Here is a 23,699-nt window from a genome sequence, read left to right as displayed (position 1 = left end):
CGCGCAATGGCCAGCATCTCGCGCATGTCAGAGAAGTCCGCAAGTATCGCCGAAGCCGACCAGCGCAGCATCGCCGCCTTTATCGAGCGGGTGTGGTCGGAGGATGGTTTGTCCGACCGCACGCTGGAGGCGTATCGCCGCGACCTGGAGGGGCTGGCACGCTGGCTGGCCGGGCGTGGGCAGAGTTTGCACACCGCGCGGCGACAGCATCTTTCCGAGTACCACGGCGCGCAGCCGGTGGCGGTGCGTTCGCTCGCGCGGCGGCAATCGGCCTTCCGCCGTTACTACGGATTCGTGGCGCGTAACGAGCCGGGGTTTGAGGATCCGACCCTGCTGATCGAGCGGCCCAAGATGCCGCGCAGCCTGCCCAAGGCGTTGGCGGAGCGCGAGATCGAAGGCTTGCTCAATGCGCCGGACGTGGAGACCACGCTGGGTTTGCGCGACCGCGCGATGCTGGAGTTGATGTATGCCTCCGGCCTGCGCGTTTCCGAACTGGTGGAGCTGCCGCTGGCTGCGTTGAATCCGCGCCAGGGCGTGCTGCGTGTGACCGGCAAGGGCGGCAAGGATCGCCTGGTGCCGGTGGGCGAGGTGGCGCTGGAGCGTATCGAGGCTTATCTCGCTACCGCCCGCCCGGTGCTGGCCAAGGGCAGGCAACCCCCTGCACTGTTCCTCAGCAAGCGCGGGGAGGGCATGACGCGGCAGATGTTCTGGACCCTGGTGAAGCGCTATGCGGTGCAGGTCGGCATTGTGCCCAAACGCATTTCGCCGCATGTGCTGCGGCATTCCTTCGCGACCCATCTGCTCAATCACGGCGCCGATCTACGCGCGTTGCAAATGTTGCTGGGACATAGCGCGTTGAGCACCACGCAAATCTATACGCTGGTGGCGAAGGAAGGCCTCAAGCGGCTGCATGCGCAGCACCATCCGCGCGGCTAACTCTCTTAATCTTTGAGAATTGTCTGACGGAGTCATTCATCCGCCTGTGCGAGAATCCAACGCTTCCGCCGCCATTCCCGAGCGCGGAAATGGAAGCGAGCGAGGTTTGACATGTTGAAGAAGTGGTTGCTGGCCCTGTGCGCCAGCGCGTTGACCTTCCAGGCGATTGCGGCCGATGTGGCGGCGCCGGCCGGTGCCGAGACCATCGTGCGCCAGGCGGTGCTGGGTCTCGCCAAGGTCAAGATCGAGTCGATCAAGCCTTCGCCGCTGCCGGGGTTCTATCAGGTGATCGCCTCCGGCCAGCTGGTTTATGTCAGCGCCGATGGCAAATACATGATGACCGGCAACCTGATCGACCTCGCCAGCAAGAAAGACATCAGCGATGCCGGCTGGGCCGAGTTCCGCAAGGCCGAACTGGCCAAGGTGCCGGCGGCCGACCGCATCGTGTTTGCGCCGGCCAAGCCGTTGCATACGGTCACCGTGTTCACCGACGTCAACTGCGGTTACTGCCGCGCGCTGCATGAGCATGTGGCCGACTTCAACAAGGCCGGCATCGCGCTGGAATACATCGCCTGGCCGCGTGAGGGTGTGAACAGCACGGCCGGCAACCCGACGCCGACCTATACCGAGATGGTGTCGGTCTGGTGTGCGGCCGACCGCAAGGCTGCCTTTACCGCCGCCAAGTCGGGCAAGAAGCCCAAGGACGCCACCTGCGCCAACCCGGTGAAGGATGAGTTCGAGCTGGGCGTGCGCCTGGGCGTCACCGGCACGCCGACCATCGTGGCCGAGGACGGCAGCGTGCTGGGCGGGTATATGACGCCGGAGCAGCTCCTGAAGGCGCTGGACAAGCGCAACAAGGCGGCCGGGGGCTGATAAACCTCAAGATTGAACCCTTCTCCCTTTCGGGAGAAGGTGTCGGCGGGCGGATGGGGGTTCGGGCGGACTGACCCGTTGAGGGGCGCCGCAAACACCGAACCCTCACCCCAACCCCTCTCCCGAGGGGAGGGGCCTCAAAGCGGCGCCGCTATGCGCTTTCGAGCCCCTGGCCGATGTTGTCCTGCAGCATAGGGTAGAATGCGCGTTTCCTCCGCATAGCTCCCGTTCCCCGCATGATCGCACTCGACGGGCAGAGCGCCCTTTCGCCGTTCCGCCTCGAACGCCTCAATGCCCGCCTGGATGCCCTGCATCGCGGCGCTCGTGTGCAGGCTTCGTGGTTTGTTTACTTCATCGATGCCGATGTCGCCCCGGAGGGCGAGCAGCGCCAGCGTTTGCTGGAAGTGCTGGAGGCGAAGGACACCGCGACCGATAACGCTTCGCTATGGGTGGTGCCGCGTCTGGGCACGATTTCGCCGTGGTCGAGCAAGGCCACCGACATTCTGCATGGCGCCGGTTTCGCGGTGCGCCGGGTGGAGCGCGGTGTCGCCTACCAGGCGGTCGGCCTGCCGGAAGCGGGCGCGCCGGATCACGACGCCGTCATGGCCGTGCTGCGCGATGCGATGACGCAATCGGTGCTTCACCATATCGACGACGCCAAGGGCCTGTTCCTGGCCGGCAAGCCGGGCGATCTGGTGCATATCGCGCTGGGTAGCGACGCCCGCGGCGCGCTGGCCAAGGCCAATGCCGAACTGGGCCTGGCTCTGGCCGAGGACGAGATCGACTACCTCGCCGAGCGCTACGCCGAGCTGGGTCGCGATCCAACCGACGCCGAACTCTTCATGTTCGCCCAGGCCAACTCCGAGCACTGCCGCCACAAGGTGTTCAACGCCAGTTGGACGCTGGATGGCGAGGCTCAGGAAAAGAGCCTGTTCGGCATGATCAAGAACACCCACCAGCATTCGCCGAACTACACGTTGTCCGCCTACAAGGACAACGCTGCGGTGATCGAAGGCAACGAAGGCAAGCGCTTCTACACCGATCAAGCGGGCGTGTGGCGCAAGCACGACGAGCGCATCGAATACGCGATCAAGGTGGAGACGCACAACCATCCGACCGCGATTGCTCCGTGGCCCGGTGCTGCCACTGGCGCGGGCGGCGAGATCCGCGACGAAGGCGCCACCGGTCGTGGCGCCAAGCCGAAGGCGGGCCTCACGGGTTTCTCCGTTTCCGACCTGCGCATCCCCGGCCATCCGCAGCCGTGGGAAGTCGATCGCCCGCTGCCGCCGCGCATGGCGAGTGCGTTCGAGATCATGCGCGATGGCCCGCTCGGCGCCGCTGCGTTCAACAACGAATTTGGCCGTCCGTGTCTGGGTGGCTATTTCCGCACTTACGAGCACGAGACGGGCGAAGCCGGCGTGCGCCGCGGCTACGACAAGCCGATCATGATCGCCGGTGGTCTGGCCAATATGCGCGCCGACCACGTGCAGAAGCGCGACGTGCAGCCGGGCAACAAGGTGATCGTGCTGGGCGGTCCGGCCATGCTGATCGGCCTGGGCGGCGGCGCTGCTTCGTCGGTGGCTTCCGGTACGTCGAGTGCGGAACTGGATTTCGCCTCCGTGCAGCGCGACAACGCCGAGATGGAGCGCCGTTGCCAGCAGGTGATCGATAGCTGTTGGTCGCGTGGCGACAAGAATCCGATCGTCAGCATCCATGACGTGGGTGCGGGCGGTCTTTCCAACGCCATTCCTGAATTGCTCAACGACGCTGGTGTCGGCGGTGTGATCGATCTCTCCAAGGTGCCATGCGACGACCCATCGCTGTCGCCGATGCAGGTGTGGAGCAACGAATCGCAGGAGCGCTACGTGCTGGCGATCGAGCCGGCCGACCTGGCGGAATTCGAAGCCTACTGCGTGCGCGAGCGTTGCCCGTATGCGGTGGTGGGTGATGCGACCGCGGAGCGTCGTTTGACCGTGCGCGATCCGCGCCGCGATCTCACCGTAATCGACCTGCCGATGGATGTGCTGTTCGGCAAGCCGCCGCGCATGCATCGCGATGCGAAGCGCATCAAGCCGCGCATCGACCTGGTGCCCGACCTCACCGGCATCGGCATGGATGAAGCGCTGCTTCGCGTGCTGCGCTTGCCTACCGTGGGCAGCAAGAGCTTCCTTATCACCATTGGCGATCGCACCGTCGGCGGCCTCAACCATCGCGATCCGATGGTGGGCCCGTGGCAGGTGCCGGTGGCCGATTGCGCGGTCACCATCTCCGACTTCGACGGTTATGCCGGTGAAGCGATGGCGATGGCCGAGCGCGCGCCGGTGGCACTGCTCAACAGCGCTGACGCTGCGCGCCTTGCCGTGGGCGAAGCGATCACCAATCTCGCCGCCGCACCCATTGCGTCGCTGAGCGAAGTTCGCCTGTCGGCGAACTGGATGGCTGCTGTGAACCACCCCGGCGAGGACGCCGCCTTGTTCGATGCCGTCAAGGCTGTCGGCATGGAGCTGTGCCCCGAACTGGATATCTCGATTCCTGTCGGCAAGGACTCGCTTTCCATGCAGACCGTGTGGAAGGACGGCGACCAGCCGCAGCGCACGGTGTCGCCGGTATCGCTGGTGATCACTGGTTTCGCGCGCGTCACCGACGTGCGCCGCACACTGACGCCGCAGCTGCGTCTGGATCGCGGCGACTCGGACCTGTGGCTGCTCGACCTCGGCGATGGCCGCGACCGCCTTGGTGGCTCGGCGCTGACCCAGGTCTTCAATCGCGGCGGCGGCGTGCCGCCGGACCTGGACGACGCGAAGCGTCTGAAGGCGCTGTTCGATCTGGTGCAGGAAGCGAATGCCAGCGGCCTGCTGCTGGCCTATCACGATCGCTCCGACGGCGGCGCCATCGTTACCTTGCTGGAGATGGCCTTCGCCGGCCGCTGCGGCCTGGAGATCCAGCTCGAAGGCTGGGGCGATGCGACGCTGCGCTCGCTGTTCAACGAAGAGCTCGGTGCGGTGGTGCAGGTGGCCCAGGCCAACCGCGAAGCCTTCGAGGCGCTCCTGGTGAAGCACGGCCTGGCCGGTATGAGTTATCGCATCGGCCATCCGAAAGAAAAGCTTGGCATCAAGCTCTTCAACGGTGGCGAGAAGCAACACGCCTGGAAGTGGACCGAGCTGTTCGCCGCGTGGAACGAAACCAGCCACGCCATGCAGCGCCTGCGCGACAACCCGCTCACCGCCGAGGCGGAGCTGGAATGGCGCCTGGACGATACCGATCCGGGCATCAGTCCCAAGCTCACCTTCGATCCGGCGCAGGACGTGGCGGCGCCACTCATCGCCAAGGGCGAACGCCCGCGCGTGGCGATCCTGCGCGAGCAGGGTGTGAATGGTCAGGTGGAAATGGCGGCGGCGTTTGACCGTGCCGGCTTCGAGGCGGTGGACGTCCATATGTCCGACCTCGCCAGTGGCCGCATTAAGCTGGCCGACTTCCGCGGTTTCGCGGCGTGCGGCGGTTTCTCGTATGGCGACGTGCTCGGTGCTGGTCGCGGCTGGGCCACGTCAATCATGTACAACGACATGCTGCGCGCGGAGTTCACGGCGTTCTTCGCCGACAGCAGCAAGTTCGCGCTCGGCGTGTGCAACGGCTGCCAGATGCTGTCGCAGTTGAAGGACATCATCCCCGGCGCGGCGCACTGGCCGAAGTTCCTGCGCAATACGTCGGAGCAGTACGAAGGCCGCTTTGCCACGCTGGAAGTGCTCGACTCGCCGAGCATCTTCTTCAAGGGCATGGCCGGTTCGCGCATTCCGGTGGCGGTGGCGCACGGCGAAGGCCGGGTGAGCTTCCCGCAGGTGTGCAGCCCGTCGAAGTCCGGTGGCGCCGTGCGTTTCGTCGACAACCGCGGCAGGCCGACCGAGCACTATCCGCTGAACCCGAACGGTTCGCCCGGTGGCTTGGCAGGCTTCACTGCCGCCGACGGTCGCGTGACCATCATGATGCCGCACCCCGAGCGCGTGTTCCGCAGCGCGCAGATGAGCTGGCATCCGGAGCAGTGGGGCGAGGACTCGCCCTGGATGCGCATGTTCCGCAACGCACGGGTGTGGTGCGGCTGATCATGAAAGGGCACGCTTATGGCGTGCCCTTTTTGTAAGAGTCTGCTCCCTATCTTTTCGTGGCCCGCGTTGAGTGTCGCCGGGCGTCAGGTGGTGGAGCGTGGCGCAGCGCCTGGCTGGCTGCCAGGCCAAGCCGCGCACCGCCGCATGGCGCCCGGCGACACTCAACCCGAAGGGCCGGGTCTGTTTGCGCGCCAGCCGGCGTCATCGCTCGGTCGTGTACGGACGTACACTCCCTCCCTCTTCCTTGGCTGGCGCGCAAACAGCTCCCGGCGCGGGCCACGAAAAGATAGGGAGCAGACTCTAAAGGAGCGGGCGTGACCGTTCCCTTCGGCCCCAGGTTTGCCCACCTGCTATTGCTGGCAGGCTGGATGGTGCTGCTCGCCTTGCTGCCGTGGTGGCTGGGCTTGATTCTGCTGCTGGGAGCCACCGCCGGTGCGGTGTGGTATGCGCGGCGCTCGGCCAGCCTTAGTGAGGCCTGCCGACAGGGTTTGAAATGGGGGCTGCCGGGATGTCTGTTTGCGCTGCAGCGTGCGCTGGGTGGCGATCTGCTGGCGTGGGGCGCGGCTTTGCTCGGCGCGCTGGTCGGCTTCTCGTTGGTCGCCTTGCTGGAGTCGCTGTTGTTCCACCGCGTGCGCCGTCAGGCCAAGGCGAAAGCCACGCCTGAATGGCGCGATATGGCGATGGCGCCGATTGGACCGGCCGCACACATCATCGAACTGCAAGCGGTTGCATGGGATGAGGCCGGCGGGGAGTTCGCCGATCCGCGTGGCGGCATGGTGCGTTATGAGGCGCAGGCATCGGGCACGGGACGCTATGTGTTTGCGGATGGCTCCGTTGTCGACCGGCTCAGTCCTCGGCATGCCTTCAGTCCTTCGGGACGCTGGTTCGTGGCCAGCTTGCCGGAAGGGCGCGGCGATGTGCTGTGCGATCGCGACCGTGGAAGATGGCATCGCCCACGCGGCTGGCAACTGTGCGGCTGGGAAAACGGCGAATGGCCCTGGCTGGCGCGGCATGAAGATGACCTGCCCGTGGCGCTGCACGAGGTTCTTGGCGAGTAGCAGCGCGCCGGGCTGGCGGCAGCATGGGCGTCTTCACCTGACGCATGCATATTCCGCCACGGCCGCGGCTATCGCGCACAGGGTGCGCTCCTACATACTTGCGCAGTGAATACTTCTGCTTTCCAAGCTTCTTTGCCTGTTGCTGTCAGCGTGATCGTGGTGGCCGCCGACAGTGGGCCGACGTTGCGCGATTGTGTACGTCACGTGATGGCCTGCGATGTGCCGCTGGAGTTGATCCTGGTCGACAACGGCTCGACCGATGGTATGCCGCAGGCGATCGAGCGGGCGCACCAGGGTGAACCGCGGCTACGGCCGCTCTACAACCATGCCAATTTGGGCTTTGGCCCGGCAGTGAATCGCGGCGCGGCGCGCGCGCGCGGCGAGGTGCTGTTGATCCTCAATCCGGACTGCATGCTGGACAACGATAGCCTGCACCGGATGCTCGATCTGTTGAGTGCGCATCCGAAGGCCGGCGTGATCGGCGCCGTCGTGTGCGATGCGCAAGGTGTGCCGGATCCCGCGTCGTACCGTCGCGATCCGCTGATGCGCCGAGCATTGCGCAGCCTGTTTGGCGTGGCCGGCGGGGGCGTCACTATGGACGGCCAGATGCCGTCAGAGCCGGTGGAAGCGGAGAACGTTTCTGGCGCATTGATGCTGATGCCGCGCCGCGCTTTTGAATACCTGAAAGGTTTCGACGAGACCTATTTTCTGCATTGCGAAGATCTCGACCTGTGCCGCCGGGCGCGCGATGCGGGTTATCAGGTGTGGCTGGCGGGCAATGTGCGCGTGCTTCACGGCAAGGGTGGCTCCAGTCGGCATCGGCCGGTGTTCGTGAGCTGGCACAAGCATCGCGGCATGTGGCGCTGGTTCCGCAAGTTCGATCCGGCAGCGCGCAGGCCGTGGCTCGCCGCTGTCGTCTGGTGCGGCATCTGGGCGCATTTTCTACTGCAGATACCGAGGCAATGGTGGCGCTTGCTCAGGCGTCGTGCGGTTCCGGTCAGCGTATGAGTGCGCAGGCGTCGCGCCTGTCGACGCTCGCCACGCTGGGGCTGATTTCCGTCACCACGATCTGGGGCTCCACCTTTTTCCTGATCAAGGATCTGATCGGCCGCATGCCGGTGGCCGATTTCCTGGCGGTGCGCTTCGTCATCGCGGCGCTGTCGATGCTGATCCTGTTCCATCGGCATCTGTGGCGATTGTCGAGATCCGAGTGGCGGCAAGGCTTATTGCTCGGCGTGGTGTACGGCATCGGACAACTGCTGCAGACCGCCGGCCTGGAACACACCTCAGCCAGCATCAGCGGCTTTGCCACTGGCATGTACGTGGTGTTCACCCCGTTGCTGGGCACGGTGCTGTTGCGCCAGCGCCTGCCGGGGGTGACATGGCTGGCGGTACTGCTCGCCGTGGGTGGGCTGGCTCTGCTGGCGTTGCGTGGCATGAGCCTGGGTTATGGCGTGTGGATCACGTTGGCTTCGGCATTGCTCTACGGGTTGCACATCGTGGGCCTTGGTCTGTGGTCGCGGCCCGGCAGCGCGTTTGCGTTGTCGACGGTGCAGATGCTGGCGATCGCATTGATCTGCCTGCTCGCCACCTTGCCACACGGTCCAACCTTGCCGCCTGATGGCGGTGCTTGGCTGGCCGTGTTGTACATGGCGTTGGCGGCCGGTGCGGGCGCCATGCTCATGCAGACCTGGGCGCAATCGCACCTCAGCGCGACGCGTGCGGCCATCGTGATGACTACCGAGCCCGTATTCGCCGCGGCGTTTGCCGTCGTGCTCGGCGGCGAGTCGCTGACCTGGCGCATGCTCGCCGGTGGAGCGCTGGTGTTGGCAGCCATGTATCTGGTGGAGCTGATGCCGCGACGGCAGGGCGCCGCTTCAGCATTGCATGCCGAGGCCGCACATCACGACGTATGAGCGCGACAGCTCAGGTCTTCGCGGTGTGCTTGGGCGGCCGTGGCTGCATGGCGATGCGCGCCAGGTAGATCACGATGGCGACGTTCGCCACCAACGCCGCCAGTTTCAGCCAGGTGAAGTGCGCCACCGACTCGTACAGTTCCAGCGGAATCAGCGAGCCCGTGGCGATCACCGTGAACCACTCCGCCCAGTGCTTGCGCAGCCACAGTCCAATACCTTCGGTGGCGAAGATCGCCGCGTAGCCGAGGGCCACAATGCCGACGGCGACAAACTTGCTCGGCCCCATCTGCTCCAGCAGATCGACCAGCTTCCAGCGCAGGCCATTGCTGTCGGTCAGCGGCAGATGCTCCAGCCAGTGCAGCATGTGATGGAAGCGGTCCGGCTGGATCAGGCGGAACGCCGCAATCGCTACCACGATCAGGCACACGGTCTTGATGGCCTTGTAAATCGCGATGATGCGCAGGCCGAGACTGTGCTGGGCCTCGATCTCGGAGCTCGGCTGCGTGAGGTGGTGGTCGCGATGGGGCATGGCTGCTGGGGGCTGGGTGGTCCGGACATTGTCTCCCGGCACAGTGCGGGGCGGAATACTCAAAGTCGAACAAACGCTGTGTCGGGACGGAAGCAAGCTTCGAGTCAGGGAGATGCGGCCTGGCCGTGTGGCTTCAAGCCCTTGGACATCGCTTGCAGAATGCGTCAGGCCGGAGTGGCGAGCATATTCATGACCAGCCGGATCATGGTGTCTTTCTGTGTCGGAGCGGATTCCGCTACGAGCAGCGCGAGGGCGGCGAGGCCGATGTCGTTGATGACCGGCTGCCCACTCGCATCCAATAGCCGGCCATTGCGATTCAGGAAATCGACGAAAAGGAACGCGCCGCTGCGTTTGTTGCCATCGCTGAAAGGGTGATTCTTGATCACGAAGTACAGCAGATGAGCAGCCTTGGCCTCTATCGTCGGATAGGCGGGTTCGCCAAACACACTCTGATCCAGATTGCCGAGTAGCGCGGCCAAGCTATCGTCTCGCTCTTGCGCGAACAGCATGGTTGCTTCGCCGCGAGCGATCAGGTCTGCCTTGAGTTCAGCCAATGCTTTGCGCGCCTGGGCCAGGGTTGGCAAGTCGCCGCCCGGTTGCGCAGGCGGTTCGGCCAGTAGGCCTTCGTCATAGCGTTGCAGCAGCAGGAAGGTCTGGGCGTAGCGGCTGACGATGTCCACCAGCCCGCGGCCGGTGTCAGCTTGCAGTTTCGGGCTTCGCGCTGTCTTTCGCACTAATTGTAGGGCGGCCTCCAGCTCGCGCGCGTTCGTTTCGAAGCGCTGACGCTGGATGGAATAACCCCTGGTCAGGTGCTGATGAAGGACGCCTGTCGCCCATTGGCGAAAGCGGGTGCCCTGGACGGATTTGACCCGGTAGCCCACCGAAATGATGACGTCGAGGCTATAGAACCGTACTGGCTTGTCCGATCCGGCAATGTGCAAATTTTGCACATTGCCCTCTTCGGCCAATTCGCCTTCCTTGAACACGTTGCGAAGATGCTTGGAGATCACCGAGCGCTCGCGCCCGAACAGTCGCCCCATTTGCTCCTGGCGCAGCCAAACGGTCTGGCCCGTCAAGCGCACTTCCGTGACAACGACCCCATCCTCATTCTGATAGATCAGGACCTCGTTGGTATCTGCTTCAGTCATGGCGAACGCTCCCAAGTACGTAGAGCATACGCGTCGGGCTTTGGTTGTGTGATCAGCGAAACCCGCAATCGAGAGTGAGATGATGAAGACAGGCTGGGTCGGTTTGACTACCGGGGAATAAAGCGACAAGGCCACGCAGGGTATCTGCGTGGCCTTGTCGTTATCGGTCGAACATGTCCTAGCAGCAGCGCCCGCCCGTCCCCTTGTACCGCGCCACCTGGCGTTCGCGGAAGAATTCCGCGTAGGTCGGCACCTCCCGCTCCGGGTGATGCTCGCGGAGGTGTTTCACGTAGACGTCGTAGTCCGGTACGCCGCAGCAGAGGCGGGCGGTTTGCACCGCCCATTTGCGGATGGATTGCAGGTTAGGTTTCATGATCGCAGCCCTCATCGGGTGGGCACGCTTCCCAGTGCCACGTACGGTTCCTCGTGCGCGGTCGGGTGATTGATACGCCATGCCTTCAGGATCGCATTGATGGCGAAGCCGAGCATGGTCAGGATCAGCAGCATGAAGATCGCCGTGAGCGTGGCATCGACGTAGTTGTTGGTGACGATGCGCTGCATCTCCGCGGCGTTCTTTGCTGGTGCCAGTACTTTGTCGTCGGCGATGGCCTGCGCGTACTTCTGCGCAGCCGCGGTGAAGCTGATCGGGCCGCTGAGCTTGTACCAGCCGGCGGTCAGCGTGCACACCACCAGCCAGATCGCTGGAATGCCCGGCACCCACACGTAGCGTTCGCGCTTGAGCTTCACTGTCACTACCGTCGCGAGCATCAGCGCCACGGCGGCGAGCATCTGGTTGGCGATGCCGAACAGTGGCCACAAGGTGTTAATACCGCCCAATGGATCAACTGCGCCCTGATAGAGGAAGTAACCCCAGAGGCCCACGCAGATTGCGGTGGCGATGAGGTTGCCGGTCCACGATTCCGTGTGTTTCAGCGGCTCGTGAATAAGGCCGGCGATCTCCTGGATCATGAAGCGGCCCACGCGCGTGCCGGCATCCACCGTGGTGAGGATGAACAGTGCTTCGAACAGGATTGCGTAGTGGTACCAGAACGCCATCATCCCTTCGCCCGGGATGATGCCGTGCAGCAGCTGGGCCATGCCCACCGCGAGGGTCGGCGCACCGCCGGCGCGGCTGAGGATGCTGCCTTCGCCGATGTTCTTGGCAGTGTTGAGCAACTCATCCGGCGTCACCACGAAGCCCCACTGGCTGATCGCGGTGGCCGCATCTTGCGCGGTGGTGCCGATCAGCGCCGCCGGCGAGTTCATGGCGAAGTACACACCAGGATGCAGCGACGACGCGGCGATCAGGGCCATGATGGCCACGAAGGCCTCCATCAGCATGCCGCCGTAGCCCACCATGCGCGCCTCGCCTTCGCTGCTGAGCAGCTTGGGCGTGGTGCCGGAGGCGATGATCGAATGCCAGCCCGACACGGCACCGCAGGCGATGGTGATGAACAGGAACGGGAACAGGTTGCCCTGGAACACCGGGCCAGTACCATCGATGAACTTGGTGACGGCGGGCATCTGCAGGGTTGGCGCAGCCAGGAAGATCGCCAGCGCCAGCAGCGCGATGGTGCCGATCTTGAGGAAGGTGGACAGGTAATCGCGCGGCGCCAGCAATAGCCATACCGGCAGCACCGAAGCGCAGAAGCCATAAGCGATCAGCAACCAGGCCAGCGCCTTGGCATCGAAATCGAACACCGCCGCCCAGCTCGGCGAAGCGGCGACGTACGCGCCGAACCAGATCGAGGCGAGCAGTAGCACCAGGCCGATGATCGACACTTCGAGAATCTTGCCCGGGCGGAGCCAGCGCAGATACACGCCCATCAGCAGCGCGATCGGAATCGTGCAGGCCACCGTGAACGTACCCCACGGGCTGTGCGTCAGCGCCTTCACCACCACCAGCGCCAGCACCGCCAGCACGATCATCATCAGCACCAGCACACCGAACATGGCGACCACGCCGGCGACGGGTCCCAGCTCATCGCGCAGCATGTTGCCGAGAGAACGGCCGTCGCGGCGGATCGACAGGCCGAGAATCATGAAATCCTGCACGGCGCCGGCAAACACCACGCCGAACAGAATCCACAGCGTGCCGGGCAGATAACCCATCTGCGCCGCGAGCACCGGGCCTACTAGCGGGCCGGCGCCAGCAATGGCGGCGAAGTGATGGCCGAACACCACCCATTTGTCGGTAGGCACATAGTCCAGGCCGTCGTTACGCAGCACAGCCGGCGTCGCGCGGCTGGGGTCCATCTGCAACACCTTGCTGGCGATGAACTTGCTATAGAAGCGGTAGCCGATCACGAACACGGCGATCGCCGCCGCTACCAGCCAGATGGCGTTGATCGGCTCGCCGCGGCGCAAGGCCACGACGCCTAAACACCACGCGCCGACGATGGCGATGGCGGCCCACAGGATCTTGCCTGCCGGGCTCGGTTGGGTAGCGGCGGTTTGCATGAACGGACTCCCTCTGAAAGTCATCCGCAAGGGTCGTCCCCGCGCTTGCGGGGGTCAATGCCATTGTGCGCCCGCGGGCATTAGCCATTGGTCGAATAAAGGTGGCTCAGGCGTATGAGAACAGCCTCGCCAGCGCCTGCGCCAATTGCTCGCCCTGCAATGGCTTACGCAGGAAGCCGTTCATGCCCGCTTCTTTGGCCTGGGCTTCCTCGTCGCCGCCGGAGCGCGCGGTGATGGCGATCATCGGCAAGCGCTGGCCGGACTCGCGCGAGCGCACCAGGCGTGCCCACTGGAAGCCATCCAGCGCGGGCAGGTCGAGGTCGACCAGCGCGGCGTCGAAGCGGCCGCCTTCCAGTAGTTCCATCGCCTTCAGGCCGTTCGGCGCGTGCTCGACGACATGCCCTTGCACTTCCAGTAGCCCCACGATCACCGCGGCGACCGTCGGCTCGTCCTCCAGCAACAGTAAGCGCCAGTGTGGACCTTGAGCCGTACGCGGAACGCGCGTTGTTTCGCTGCCCTTGGCGATGGCTGGTAGCGGCAAGACAGCGCGGAATTCGCTGCCCCGCCCGGTGGCCGACTCCAATGTGATCGTGCCGTGCATCAGTGTGGTCAGCTCGCGGCAGATCGCCAGGCCAAGGCCGCTGCCCGAGCCGCGCTGCGGACTGTCGAGCTGCTGGTAACGCTGGAACAGTTTCGCTTGATCGGCCGCGGCGATGCCCGGGCCGGTGTCGCTGACCGTGAACTGCAGCCCATCCGCTTTCGCCGCAAGCGCCAAACATACTTCGCCGTGGTCGGTGAACTTCAGCGCATTGCTGCTGAGGTTGAGCAGGATCTGCTTGATGCGAACAGCATCGCCCAGGACCTTGGCGGGCACGTCATCGGCAATGGCGACGCGCAGCGCGAGTCCTTTGCCGACGGCCTTGCCGCGTTGCAGTTCGGCCACATCGTGCAGCAGGGTGCGCGGATCGAACGGCGCGGGCGCCAACTGTAGGCGGCCGGCTTCGATACGCGCCAGATCGAGAGCGTCATTGACCAGGGTCAGCAAGACTTCGCCGGAGTTGCGGATGGTTTGCACATAGCCGCGTTCGGTGGCTTCCAGCGGACGGCTGAGCAGCAGCTCGGCCATGCCCAGCACACCGGTCATCGGCGTGCGGATTTCGTGACCGAGCTCGGCAAGGAATTCGGTCTTGGCGAGGTTGGCGGACTGTGCCAACTGATGTTCCTGGGTGATCAGCTCCAGGCGGTGGCGCTGCGCCTGACGGCGGCGCATGGCAGCCAGCAGTGCGGCGAACAGCAAAACAAGCAGCGCGGCGTAACCCAGCCACGCCCACCAGCGCAGCCACGGTGGGCTGTCTACATGGATGCGCAACGGTGCGGGCAACTCGCCCCAGACGCCGTCGGGGCCGGCCGCCTGCACATGCAGGCTGTAGTCGCCGCCGGGCAGCTGGGTGAAGGTGCGATCGCCGCGGACGCCGGTATCGACCCAGTCGCTGTCCAGGCCGTCGAGGAGGAAGCGATAGCGAGTGCGTTCCGGCGCCATGTAGGTCAGTGCGCGGGCCGTGAGGGTGAGGTCGCGGTCATTCCAGTCGAGCTGCCAGGGTTGTTCGGCGGAGACGAGCCCCAGCACTTCGCCTTGACGGCGAACATTGCCGCCTTCCAGGCGTACACGTGGTTCGCGGGAAAGCTCGTGAATGGTTTCCGGGACGAAAGCCGCGATACCGCTGTTGGTTGCCGCCAGCACGCGCCCGTCGGGCGTCTCCGCATGGGATACGTTGGTGAACTGACCTTCCGGCAATCCCTGCGCCAGACCCTGCTCGCGCACGTTGCCGCTGGCGGGGTCGTAGCGCCACAGCCCGCTGCGCGAGAAGAACCAGATCCGGCCCAGGCCATCGGCGTGCATACCCAGGATGTCGCTGAGCGTGCGTTGCCGATAGATCGGGAACGTTCCGGCCAGCACGGCCCGTTGGCCCTCCAGCCGGTAGTCGTAAAGGTTCTCATCATCGAGCAGCCATGCATGGCCATCGCGCAGATCCAGCGCGCTATAGGCCATGGCTTTCATGCCATCGACAATGGTGGCCCGTGCGTCGCCCGGCGCCCAGCGCATAACGCCAGCGTTGGTCGCAAGCCAGAGCGCGTGATCGTGCAGGCGCATGTCGTTGATGGCGACATCCTTGGCGTGTTCGTCCAAAGCAAGCGGGCGAGCCTTGAAGGTGTCCGGGTCGTAGGCGAACACGCCATCGTCGGCCTGCCAATAAGCGGTGCCGTCGTCGCCGAACACGATGCGTTCGGCCATCGGTGCCTTCAGCTCAGTGGCCTTGTCGCCATCGAGTACGAAGTTGCCGCTTGCCGAGGCGATCCACAGGCGACCACGCCTATCCTCGGCGATGCAGTTGGCGCCGCGCCCCTGCGGAATCTGGAACGCCAGATGGCGGACCTTGCCGGTCGTCAGGTCCAGGCGATCGATCGCTCCGTTTGTGCTGGCGATCCACACATGGTCGTCCCCGGCCGTGGCCACAGCTTGGTAGGCGCCGGGAACGATGCTGTCCGGGTTCTCCGGGATGTGCGTGATGTACTGGAAGTCGGTCCACTGCGGCGAAAGATAGGCCAGGCCATTCAACGTGCCGATCCACATGCCGCCTTCGTGATCGCGCAGCATCTGTGCGATGAAGCCGTTCGGTAGTCCCTGGCGCAGCAACGGGCGCGCTTCCACACGGCGATAGCCGCCATCGGCCGCTGGCATGTACAGGCCGTCGTTGGTGCCGACCCACAGCTGGTTCTGCGCATCGGCCGCCAGTGCGTAGATGAGCTTGTGAGGTAGCACGTCCGGCGCCACCGGAATGGCCTTGGGCGCGCCCGGCGCCAGTTCGTACAGCCCGCGGTCGCTGCCGATGTAGAGCTTCCGGCCGACGCGGGCGAGCTGGTAAATGCGCAGTGGCTTGTCGCGGGCGGCATCGCCGGCACGGTCAAATACGATGTGGCTGATCTTTCCGTCCGGTGCGCGTTGGTCGAGGCCGCGGCCAGTGCCGATCCAAAGTGTCCCGTCGCTGTCTGCCAGCAGCGAGTACACCGTGTCCGAGGCGAGGCTGGTGGGGTCGGCGGGGTCGTGGCGGAGATGATCGAACCCGCGCCCGTCCGGGCGCATACGGTCCAGCCCCACATCGAAATGGCCGACCCACAGCTGCCCTTTTCCGAGGCGCGCCATCGCGGTGACGTCGTCGCTGCCGGGCGACGCGGGATCGCCCGGGTCGTGGCGCCAATGGATGAAGTTCTCATGAGCCGGGTCATACCGCACCAGGCCATCACGGCTGCCGCCCCACAGTTGCCCCTCGGTATCCACCATCAATGTCGCCAGTGGCATCGCGGACAACGAATGGGCATCGCGCGGATCGTGCCGCCATACCCGGAAACGATTACCGTCGTAGCGCGCGAGTCCGGATTCGGTGGCGATCCACACGTAGCCCTCGCCGTCTTGCGCCAGCGCGTCGATATTGCTGCTGGGCAGCCCTTCGGCCATGCCGTAGTTGCGGAAGCTTGGATCGACCCATGCTGGCGGCGACGCGCTGGCCGCGGCCAGCAGCGCTTGCAGCATCAATGCGGAAAGCAAGGTGCGGTCTCCTTGGCGGCGCGTGGCATTTGAGCTGTCACGTGGGTTCGGGGCGGCATCGGCACTGGCTTTCGGGAAGGTGGCCCTGGGGGCCGCTAAGGGCGGCCGGCACAAGACCAAGGGCGATCATGCCCCATTGCACGGCGAGTTGTTGTTCCAGGGGTCACGGTGTCTGCATGGCGAGCGGACCTCCCGTTAAGCTGGCGGCTGGGTGCTTGGTACTGGATACGCTCCAGCGGGGCGCCCGCCGTGGCTCTTGCATTAACACCTGGCGGACCACAATCCATAGGCGACGACGGCGCGAGTGAGACTTCCATGATCCGCGAAATTCTGAAGATGGGTGACCCACGCCTGCTGCGCATTGCGCCGCCGGTGCCCGATGCCATGATCGGCACCGCCGAGCTGGATGCGCTGATTGCCGACATGTTCGACACCATGCACGACGCCGGTGGCGTGGGGCTGGCCGCGCCGCAGATCGGCGTGGATCTGCAACTGGTGATTTTCGGCTTCGACAGTTCGGAGCGTTATCCCGATGCACCAGCGGTGCCGCAGACCATCTTGCTCAATCCGGTGATCACGCCGCTGTCGCAAGACATGGAAGAAGGCTGGGAGGGCTGTCTCTCCGTGCCCGGCCTGCGCGGAGCGGTCAATCGCTACACGCTGATCCGCTATGAAGGCGTCGGCCCCAAGGGCGAGCGCATCGACCGCACGGCGGAAGGGTTCCATGCGCGCGTGGTGCAGCACGAATGCGATCACCTGATCGGCCGGCTCTATCCCTCGCGCATTACCGATTTCACCAAGTTCGGCTACACCGAAGTGCTGTTTCCCGGTATGGATCCGGGCGCGGACGAATGAGATGGAAACGTCTTGAGTGCGCGCGCTTGGGACGCCGCACTCAGGATTTATCGACCAACTGTTCCAGCAAAACCAGCAGCGCCTTGCGCTGATCGCGCGGCAAGCGGCCGACCAGGCCGATCAGCCGCGCCTGCTCGCGGTTTTCCACTCGATAAGGCGCCGTAGCGTCCTGCACCATGTGGAAACCCTTGGGGGTGCCGCGGCCCGTCGCCAGCCACTCGAAGCTCACGCCGAAGCGGCCAGCCATCTCCGTCATGCGTTCCAGTTCCGGCATGGCGAGGTCATTGAGCCACTTGCGCGCCGTTTCGCGGGAGACATCGAAGACCGCAGCGAGCTCGCTTGTACGGGATCGCCCCTTCTTCATGCCAGCCAAATCCATGGCGACATGTAGGCGCTGGGCAAACCCGTGCGGGGTCGATACCAAGGGAGACTCCGTCCTCGCTGCTCGGAGCGGGCCAGAGACGGCTCTGGCGTCGCGCGCAGGCGCAAAAAGATGAGTCCGTATTGTTGTTTATCTATTCCCTGGCTATTGCAATAAATGATTGCACATACTGACCATTTATGGTTGTATTTCAGGGCGACCGGACATGGTCGCGACAACAGTGCAAAGCGCATGGAACGCAAAAGAGTCACGCGGGGCTGGTCCGGTCACGAGTTCGTCGATAAGCGCAGGGGAACCAGAGGTGCACCGGTGCCGGTCTATCCGCCGAGTCATCTCGACCGTCTTTTGAACGATCTGCAAGGCAACAGCCTGCTGATGATGGAGGACGAGGGTTTGTCCCGTCTCGGTGGCGAACGCCTGCGGCACATACGCGCCAACGCGCTGGCGCAGGCGGCGGCTGCACACAACGCCGAAGACGCTCTGCGCTGTGTTATGCAGCTCCAGGTATCCGCTGGCTGGTTGGACACCTCCGTAGGGCGGATCATTCGAGACCATGTATTTCAGTTGCGCGAAGAGACTGCGCGCTGGCGATACCTGGCAGAACATGCGGCGCTCTACCTCACGCATCCGCGACTCGCGGAATTGCGTGCGCGTGGATGGCTGGCCGAGAGCTTCGCGAAAGACGAATACCCAGGTTACTAGCGCATTACGTGTCCGCGCGGCACACGCGAGCCAGCGCTTTGGCAGCGTGCGGCGCACGCTGTGCATCCAGCACGCCGGCCGCCACGGCGAAAACCAAGGCGAGCAGACACACGCCGCTCCAATCCATCGATACCCATGCGGCGCCCGCCAGTGCCGACCCTACGGCACCACCGAGAAAGAACAGCCCGGTGTACAGCCCATTGATACGACCGCGCGCTTCCGGGCGAAGCAGGTTCACGGCGCGCCGGCCAAGCGCCTGGTCGGCAATCGTGCCGGCATCGAGCAGGATCGCCGCAAGACACAGCAAGGCCAGCGCCAGCATGGGCGAGAGATGGTTGATCGCCCATGGCGAGTCCGCCAGCCACGCCAACGCCAATCCCGCGATCACGCAGGCATGGGCCATCTGCGTCGCGAGCCGCGTCTTGCCGCGATCGCCGAGGCGCCCGGCGACGGGCGCGCTAATCGCACCGCTGATACTGGCCAGCGTGAACAGCGCGATGCCGGTACCGCCGAGCGAGAACGGTGCGCGCGCCAATGCCAAGGCAACCGTGCTCCAGAACGCATTGAAAGCGGCAAAACAGAAAGCCGCCGTGATCGCTCGCGTACGCAGCACAGGTTCTTCGCGCCACAGGGTCCATAGCGAAGCGACCAAAGAAACATAGGTGCGACTGCCCACCGGGCGATGTTTCGGCAGAGTGCGCATCAGCGCCAGCAGCAACACAGCGACCGCGATAGCCAGCAACCCATACACGGCATGCCAACCGAAACGCCCCGCAACCAGGCTTGCCAGTGGACGCGACAACATCACGCCCAGCAACAGGCCACTCATGATGTTGCCGATGACTTCGCCGCGCCGCGCTTCGATCGTCATCGCCGCCGCCATGGGAATCAGCATCTGGATCGCGCATGCACTGAGCCCCACCAGCAGACTGGCGACGAGAAAGACCGCCGGCGTGGTAACACACGCTGCCACGGTCAGCGCCGCGACATGCACCGCCAGCGTGATCAGGACCAGAGCGCGGTTCTCCACCAAATCACACAGGGGTACCAGCAGAAACAGACCAAGCGCATAACCGGCCAGTGTCAGTGTAGTGATCAAGCCGGCAGCAGCAGGCGAAAGGCTCAGCGATGGCCCAATGATTCCCACCAATGGCTGCGCCAGATACAAACTCAGCACGATCACCGCGGTGGCGAGTGCGAACAGCGATACAGACGGAGCGGCGTGTGTTGGCGGGGGCGCGATCGAGGGGCTCACGCCAACGCCTCCCGATAAGCTTCAAACAGTGCCGGATCGTCGAACGAGCCGTGGTGATGAAACTGGCGCCACACACCATCGATGCGGCGATACAAGCGCGTCGTGCGAATCGCCAGTTCAAGTTGTGCGTTGCCACGTATCAGCGTGCCGCGCTCGCGCCCCACGGCGAGGAAGCTGTCGGCGCTCTCGTGCAAGGTGTAATCGTGAAACATGACGCGCACCCGTGCCGCGCCGTGAAAGATGCGCTCATACACCGCGCGGATCTCCGGCCAGCCGCGCCGGATGCCCCCAAGCGGATTGCTCATCGATGTCTCGGCGTGATGAGCCCAATGCCGTGCCATGGCCTCAAGGTCGCGCTCATTGAATGCGCGGTAGAAGTCCGCCAACGCGGCGATGGGGTGGTCTGGCGCGAAGCGCGTCTCGATGCCGTCGATGCTCTGCGGGAGAAGAAGGCTCATGGTTGCTCCGGGGAAGGGGGCGTGGAGCTTCGAGTATTGAGCGGGGTGGAGCGGGAGAGAATCGACGGTTAAAGGTAGGTACTATCACGCTATCCGTGAGAATGAGTGATATGGCCAGCATCGACGATTACCGCGTCTTTATCGCCGTAGTGGAGCAGGGCAATCTCAGTGCCGCCGCGCGGCATCTGCACTGTTCCCTGCAGACGGTGAGCCGCGTGCTCGCCTCGCTGGAGCGCGAGCTGGGCGTGGAATTGATCCATCGCACCACGCGCCGTGCGCAACCGAGTGCGGCGGGATCTGCCTTCCACGCGCGCATCAAGACGGCGCTGGCGGATATCGATCTGGCGCGTTCGTCGCTGGCCGAGCACGGCGCCAAGATCGACGGGAGCCTGCGTATCGGCGGCTCCACCCAATACGCGCCGGTACATGTGGTGCCGCTGATGGCGGCCTTCATGGAACGCTACCCCGACGTGGATATCGAGCTGGTGGTGGACGATGGCCACGCCGACTTGTTGCGCGATGGTCTTGATGCCGCCGTGCGCCTGGGCGAACTACCGGATAGCCGCTTGCAGGCGCGCTTGCTGGGACATTTGCGGCAGATCGCGTTCGCTTCGCCTGGTTACCTCGCCGCGCATGGGCGCCCACGCCGGCCATCCGAGCTGAGCGCACATCAATGCGTGCTGCGCCGTTCCGCCAAGGATGCGCAGACCTGGGCTTTCACCCGCAACGGCAAACCCATGCCGGTTGAGGTGGATGGCCGCTTCAGCGCCAACAACGCTGCCGCCTGCAATGCCGCCGTGGTCAGCGGGCTGGGCATCGGCCTGGCACCGTTGTGGCAGGTACGCGGACTGATCGACCAGGGCCTGGTGGAGCAGGTGCTGGCGCCGTACGGCCTGCCCAGCATGCCGGTGCACATCGTGTGGCCGGCCAGCAAGCAATTGCCGGCGCGTACGCGCGCCTTTATTGATTTTGTAGCGTCGCGGTGGCTGGCGGAGGTCTGAAAGCGCGGGCGAACCCGCGGGTTCTGCTGCACTGCGCTTTGCTCTGAGGCTAAAGTGTGGCAAATCTAGGGATGGCGAGCGGCCGTCCTCTTATATCCATGCCGTCTTTTTGAATAACAACAATGGGGAGATCCACCATGACGGGTAAGCATTCGTGAGCGCCAATCTCGCGACGGGCGCGGATGTGCGCAAGGAGCTGACGCTGCGCGGCGTCATTCTGGGTGTGATCATCACCCTGGTGTTCACCGCGGCCAACGTGTTCTTCGGCCTCAAGGCGGGTCTCACCTTCGCTACCTCGATCCCCGCCGCAGTGATCTCGATGGCGATCCTGCGCAGCTTCAAGGATTCGACCATCCAGGAAAACAACGTGGTGCAGACCATCGCTTCGGCAGCGGGCACCTTGTCGTCGATCATCTTCGTGCTACCCGGCATGATCATGATCGGGTGGTGGACCGGCTTTCCGTTCTGGACCTCGTTTGCCGTCTGCGCGCTCGGTGGCGTGCTCGGCGTGATGTATTCGATCCCGCTGCGCCGCGCGCTGGTGACCAACTCCGACCTGCCGTACCCGGAAGGCATCGCCTGCGCCGAGGTGTTGAAGGTCGGCAGCAGCGACAGCGACCACGCCGGCAGCGTGGAAGAGGGCAAGGCCGGCCTGATGGCGGTGCTGTGGGGCTCGATCACCTCGGCCGTATTCGCGGTGGTGGTGGCGACCCAGGTGTTCGCCGCTGACGTGGTCAGTTACTTCCGTGTCGGCGACAAGGGCGCGGTAAGCGGCTTCGATTTCAATCTTTCCTTCGCGCTGTTCGCGATCGGCCACCTGGTGGGCCTGTCGGTGGGTATTGCGATGTTGGTCGGTGCGCTGATCGGCTGGGGCTGGGGCGTGCCGCACTTCTCGCTGCTGGCTGGCGATGCCGCCAGTGCGACGGCGGACCTGGCGCTGGGCACCTGGAGCCACAAGGTGCGCTTCGTGGGCGCCGGCGCCATCGGCGTGTCGGCGATCTGGACACTGGCCAAGCTGGTGAAGCCGGTGATCAGCGGCCTGACCTCCGCCATGGCGGCCTCGCGCGTGCGCAAGGCTGGCAAGGCGGACACGCTGCCGCGTACCGAGCAGGACATTCCGATCGGCATCGTCGGCCTGATCACCCTGGTCTGCTTTGTGCCGATCGCCTGGCTGCTCGGCTATTTCGCCAACACCAGCGGTCTAGGCGACCACATGGCGGTGCTGGCGGTTGGCGGCGTGGCCTATGTGGTGCTGATGGGTTTCTTCGTGTCGACCGTGTGCGGCTACATGGCCGGCCTGATCGGTTCGTCCAACAGCCCGCTGTCGGGCGTGGGCATCCTGGTAGTGATCGGCGCGGCGCTGCTGCTGGTGGCGGGCGTGAAGCCTTACGTGCCAGCCGAGGCGGGCAAAGCACTGGTGGCGTTCTCGCTGTTTACCACCGCGGTGATCTTCACCGTGGCGGCCATCGCCAACAACAACCTGCAGGATCTGAAGACCGGCCAACTGGTGGACGCCACGCCGTGGCGGCAGCAGGTGGCGTTGGTGATCGGCGTGATCGCTGGCGCGGCGGTGATCCCGCCGGTGCTGGATCTGCTCAACCATGCTTACGGTTTCGCGGGCGTACCCGGTGCTGGCGCGCATGCGCTGCCGGCGCCGCAGGCGGGGCTGATCTCCGCGCTGGCGCAGGGTGTGATCACCAACAACATCGACTGGAGCCTGATCATCACCGGCATCTGGATCGGCGTGGCGATCATCGCCGTGGACGAAGTGCTGGCGCGCACCACCAAGCACATGCGCATCCCGCCGCTGGCCGTGGGCCTGGGCATCTACCTGCCCACTGCGAGCACGCTGATGGTGGTGGTTGGCTCGGTGGTCGGCTGGTTCTTCGACAAGCGCGCCGAGCGTGGCCCCAAGCCGGAAGCGACCAAGCAACTGGGCGTGCTGCTGGCTTCCGGCCTGATCGTGGGCGAGAGCGTGATCGGCGTGGTGATTGCCGCCATCGTGGCGTTCTCCGGCAAGGGCGCGCCGCTGGCGCTGGTGAGCGAGAGCTTCGCCCCGACCGCCGAGTGGATCGGCGGCGCCGCGTTCGCCGCCGTGGTGGTGGTGCTGTATCGCTGGGTCGCTCGCGTGGGGCGCAGCGGCGCCTGATCGGGACTCCCTCCCCTGCGTGCAGCAGGGGAGGGTTGGGGTGGGGTCAAGCCACTCAAGTAGTCGAAGCGTTTACTCGTTAGCGTTATCGCAAGGGCCTACCCCCTTCCAGCCTCCCCCTGTCCCACAGGACTAGCTTCGCGTCGCAAGCAGGGGGGGAGGGGCAGGTGCTGACACGCTGGTGTCACCATCCATCGAAGGGCACGCCGTACACTCCGGCGCGTCCGACCCACGTCGGCAAGGGGGCGAACGTGCATCGTTATGAACGGATGC

At 64.8% G+C, this 23,699-nt stretch carries 18 protein-coding genes; 10 read left to right on the top strand and 8 right to left on the bottom strand.

From position 1 onward, the window contains the following. Positions 1-6: 6 nt before the first annotated feature. The 6 genes from xerD to ISS97_RS14035 all read left to right on the top strand — a co-directional run bounded on the left by xerD (position 7) and on the right by ISS97_RS14035 (position 8,883). Entirely contained in the window at positions 7-936 is a 930-nt protein-coding gene (xerD, locus tag ISS97_RS14060; RefSeq protein WP_379985793.1) for a site-specific tyrosine recombinase XerD, read from the top strand. A 111-nt stretch (positions 937-1,047) separates the two neighbouring features. Then, on the top strand, positions 1,048-1,809 hold the full coding sequence (locus tag ISS97_RS14055; RefSeq protein WP_379985794.1) for a DsbC family protein: 762 nt from the start codon (positions 1,048-1,050) through the stop codon (positions 1,807-1,809). 236 nt (positions 1,810-2,045) lie between these two features. After that, positions 2,046-5,906 carry a phosphoribosylformylglycinamidine synthase gene (gene purL / locus ISS97_RS14050; protein ID WP_379985795.1) on the top strand — a complete coding sequence of 1,287 codons (3,861 nt, stop codon included), beginning with the start codon at positions 2,046-2,048 and terminating at the stop codon, positions 5,904-5,906. Positions 5,907-6,223: 317 nt separating this feature from the next. Beyond that, positions 6,224-6,967, top strand: coding sequence for a hypothetical protein (locus ISS97_RS14045; protein ID WP_379985796.1), 744 nt, complete (start codon positions 6,224-6,226; stop codon positions 6,965-6,967). A 132-nt stretch (positions 6,968-7,099) separates the two neighbouring features. Beyond that, positions 7,100-7,975, top strand: coding sequence for a glycosyltransferase family 2 protein (locus tag ISS97_RS14040; protein WP_379985797.1), 876 nt, complete (start codon positions 7,100-7,102; stop codon positions 7,973-7,975). Continuing rightward, on the top strand, positions 7,972-8,883 hold the full coding sequence (locus tag ISS97_RS14035) for a DMT family transporter (protein WP_379985798.1): 912 nt from the start codon (positions 7,972-7,974) through the stop codon (positions 8,881-8,883). Before ISS97_RS14040 ends, ISS97_RS14035 begins: the two co-directional genes overlap by 4 nt. A gap of 10 nt (positions 8,884-8,893) precedes the next feature. On the opposite strand, the gene ISS97_RS14030 is transcribed toward ISS97_RS14035, so the two are convergent. The 5 genes from ISS97_RS14030 to ISS97_RS14010 form a co-directional block, all read right to left on the bottom strand. Continuing rightward, entirely contained in the window at positions 8,894-9,412 is a 519-nt protein-coding gene (locus tag ISS97_RS14030) for a DUF2127 domain-containing protein (RefSeq protein WP_379985799.1), read from the bottom strand. A 164-nt stretch (positions 9,413-9,576) separates the two neighbouring features. Further along, positions 9,577-10,560, bottom strand: coding sequence for a RhuM family protein (gene rhuM / locus ISS97_RS14025; protein ID WP_379985800.1), 984 nt, complete (start codon positions 10,558-10,560; stop codon positions 9,577-9,579). 178 nt (positions 10,561-10,738) lie between these two features. Then, positions 10,739-10,933 carry a YbdD/YjiX family protein gene (locus ISS97_RS14020; RefSeq protein ID WP_090451258.1) on the bottom strand — a complete coding sequence of 65 codons (195 nt, stop codon included), beginning with the start codon at positions 10,931-10,933 and terminating at the stop codon, positions 10,739-10,741. Positions 10,934-10,944: 11 nt separating this feature from the next. Further along, a complete protein-coding gene (locus ISS97_RS14015; RefSeq protein WP_379985801.1) occupies positions 10,945-13,020 on the bottom strand; it encodes a carbon starvation CstA family protein in 2,076 nt (691 codons plus the stop codon). Positions 13,021-13,126: 106 nt separating this feature from the next. Further along, positions 13,127-16,624 (bottom strand): two-component regulator propeller domain-containing protein, encoded by a 3,498-nt coding sequence (locus ISS97_RS14010; RefSeq protein WP_379985802.1) that lies wholly within the window; start codon positions 16,622-16,624, stop codon positions 13,127-13,129. A gap of 315 nt (positions 16,625-16,939) precedes the next feature. Between ISS97_RS14010 and def the strand changes: the two genes are divergently transcribed. Next, complete coding sequence (gene def / locus ISS97_RS14005) at positions 16,940-17,479, top strand: peptide deformylase (RefSeq protein WP_379985803.1); 540 nt, start codon at positions 16,940-16,942, stop codon at positions 17,477-17,479. Between the two features lie 40 nt (positions 17,480-17,519). Here the strand turns inward: def and ISS97_RS14000 are convergent, their stop codons facing one another. Then, positions 17,520-17,843, bottom strand: coding sequence for a helix-turn-helix domain-containing protein (locus ISS97_RS14000; RefSeq protein WP_379985804.1), 324 nt, complete (start codon positions 17,841-17,843; stop codon positions 17,520-17,522). Between the two features lie 249 nt (positions 17,844-18,092). Between ISS97_RS14000 and ISS97_RS13995 the strand changes: the two genes are divergently transcribed. Further along, positions 18,093-18,563 carry a hypothetical protein gene (locus ISS97_RS13995; RefSeq protein WP_379985805.1) on the top strand — a complete coding sequence of 157 codons (471 nt, stop codon included), beginning with the start codon at positions 18,093-18,095 and terminating at the stop codon, positions 18,561-18,563. A gap of 4 nt (positions 18,564-18,567) precedes the next feature. Here the strand turns inward: ISS97_RS13995 and ISS97_RS13990 are convergent, their stop codons facing one another. Both ISS97_RS13990 and ISS97_RS13985 read right to left on the bottom strand, forming a co-directional pair. Beyond that, a complete protein-coding gene (locus ISS97_RS13990) occupies positions 18,568-19,818 on the bottom strand; it encodes an MFS transporter (protein ID WP_379985806.1) in 1,251 nt (416 codons plus the stop codon). After that, positions 19,815-20,276, bottom strand: coding sequence for a YybH family protein (locus tag ISS97_RS13985; RefSeq protein ID WP_379985807.1), 462 nt, complete (start codon positions 20,274-20,276; stop codon positions 19,815-19,817). The genes ISS97_RS13990 and ISS97_RS13985 overlap by 4 nt, the downstream gene beginning before the upstream one ends. A 110-nt stretch (positions 20,277-20,386) precedes the next feature. Here ISS97_RS13985 and ISS97_RS13980 point away from each other — a divergent pair, with 110 nt between their 5' ends. Beyond that, positions 20,387-21,277, top strand: coding sequence for a LysR family transcriptional regulator (locus ISS97_RS13980; protein WP_379985808.1), 891 nt, complete (start codon positions 20,387-20,389; stop codon positions 21,275-21,277). 154 nt (positions 21,278-21,431) lie between these two features. After that, on the top strand, positions 21,432-23,426 hold the full coding sequence (locus ISS97_RS13975; RefSeq protein WP_379985809.1) for an OPT family oligopeptide transporter: 1,995 nt from the start codon (positions 21,432-21,434) through the stop codon (positions 23,424-23,426). The last annotated feature ends 273 nt before the right edge of the window (positions 23,427-23,699 follow it).

The sequence above is a fragment of the Dyella koreensis genome (assembly GCF_044904565.1).
Lineage (GTDB): Bacteria > Pseudomonadota > Gammaproteobacteria > Xanthomonadales > Rhodanobacteraceae > Dyella_D > Dyella_D koreensis.
This window is presented reverse-complemented; position numbering and strand designations above follow the sequence as displayed.

What these genes read in the sequence shown, in the direction of transcription:
- xerD (WP_379985793.1), top strand. Translation starts at nt 7, where the DNA reads ATGGCCAGCATCTCGCGCATGTCAGAGAAGTCCGCAAGTATCGCCGAA.
- ISS97_RS14055 (WP_379985794.1), top strand. Translation starts at nt 1,048, where the DNA reads ATGTTGAAGAAGTGGTTGCTGGCCCTGTGCGCCAGCGCGTTGACCTTC.
- purL (WP_379985795.1), top strand. Translation starts at nt 2,046, where the DNA reads ATGATCGCACTCGACGGGCAGAGCGCCCTTTCGCCGTTCCGCCTCGAA.
- ISS97_RS14035 (WP_379985798.1), top strand. Translation starts at nt 7,972, where the DNA reads ATGAGTGCGCAGGCGTCGCGCCTGTCGACGCTCGCCACGCTGGGGCTG.
- ISS97_RS14030 (WP_379985799.1), bottom strand. Translation starts at nt 9,412, where the DNA reads ATGCCCCATCGCGACCACCACCTCACGCAGCCGAGCTCCGAGATCGAG.
- rhuM (WP_379985800.1), bottom strand. Translation starts at nt 10,560, where the DNA reads ATGACTGAAGCAGATACCAACGAGGTCCTGATCTATCAGAATGAGGAT.
- ISS97_RS14020 (WP_090451258.1), bottom strand. Translation starts at nt 10,933, where the DNA reads ATGAAACCTAACCTGCAATCCATCCGCAAATGGGCGGTGCAAACCGCC.
- ISS97_RS14015 (WP_379985801.1), bottom strand. Translation starts at nt 13,020, where the DNA reads ATGCAAACCGCCGCTACCCAACCGAGCCCGGCAGGCAAGATCCTGTGG.
- def (WP_379985803.1), top strand. Translation starts at nt 16,940, where the DNA reads ATGATCCGCGAAATTCTGAAGATGGGTGACCCACGCCTGCTGCGCATT.
- ISS97_RS14000 (WP_379985804.1), bottom strand. Translation starts at nt 17,843, where the DNA reads ATGAAGAAGGGGCGATCCCGTACAAGCGAGCTCGCTGCGGTCTTCGAT.
- ISS97_RS13995 (WP_379985805.1), top strand. Translation starts at nt 18,093, where the DNA reads ATGGAACGCAAAAGAGTCACGCGGGGCTGGTCCGGTCACGAGTTCGTC.
- ISS97_RS13985 (WP_379985807.1), bottom strand. Translation starts at nt 20,276, where the DNA reads ATGAGCCTTCTTCTCCCGCAGAGCATCGACGGCATCGAGACGCGCTTC.
- ISS97_RS13980 (WP_379985808.1), top strand. Translation starts at nt 20,387, where the DNA reads ATGGCCAGCATCGACGATTACCGCGTCTTTATCGCCGTAGTGGAGCAG.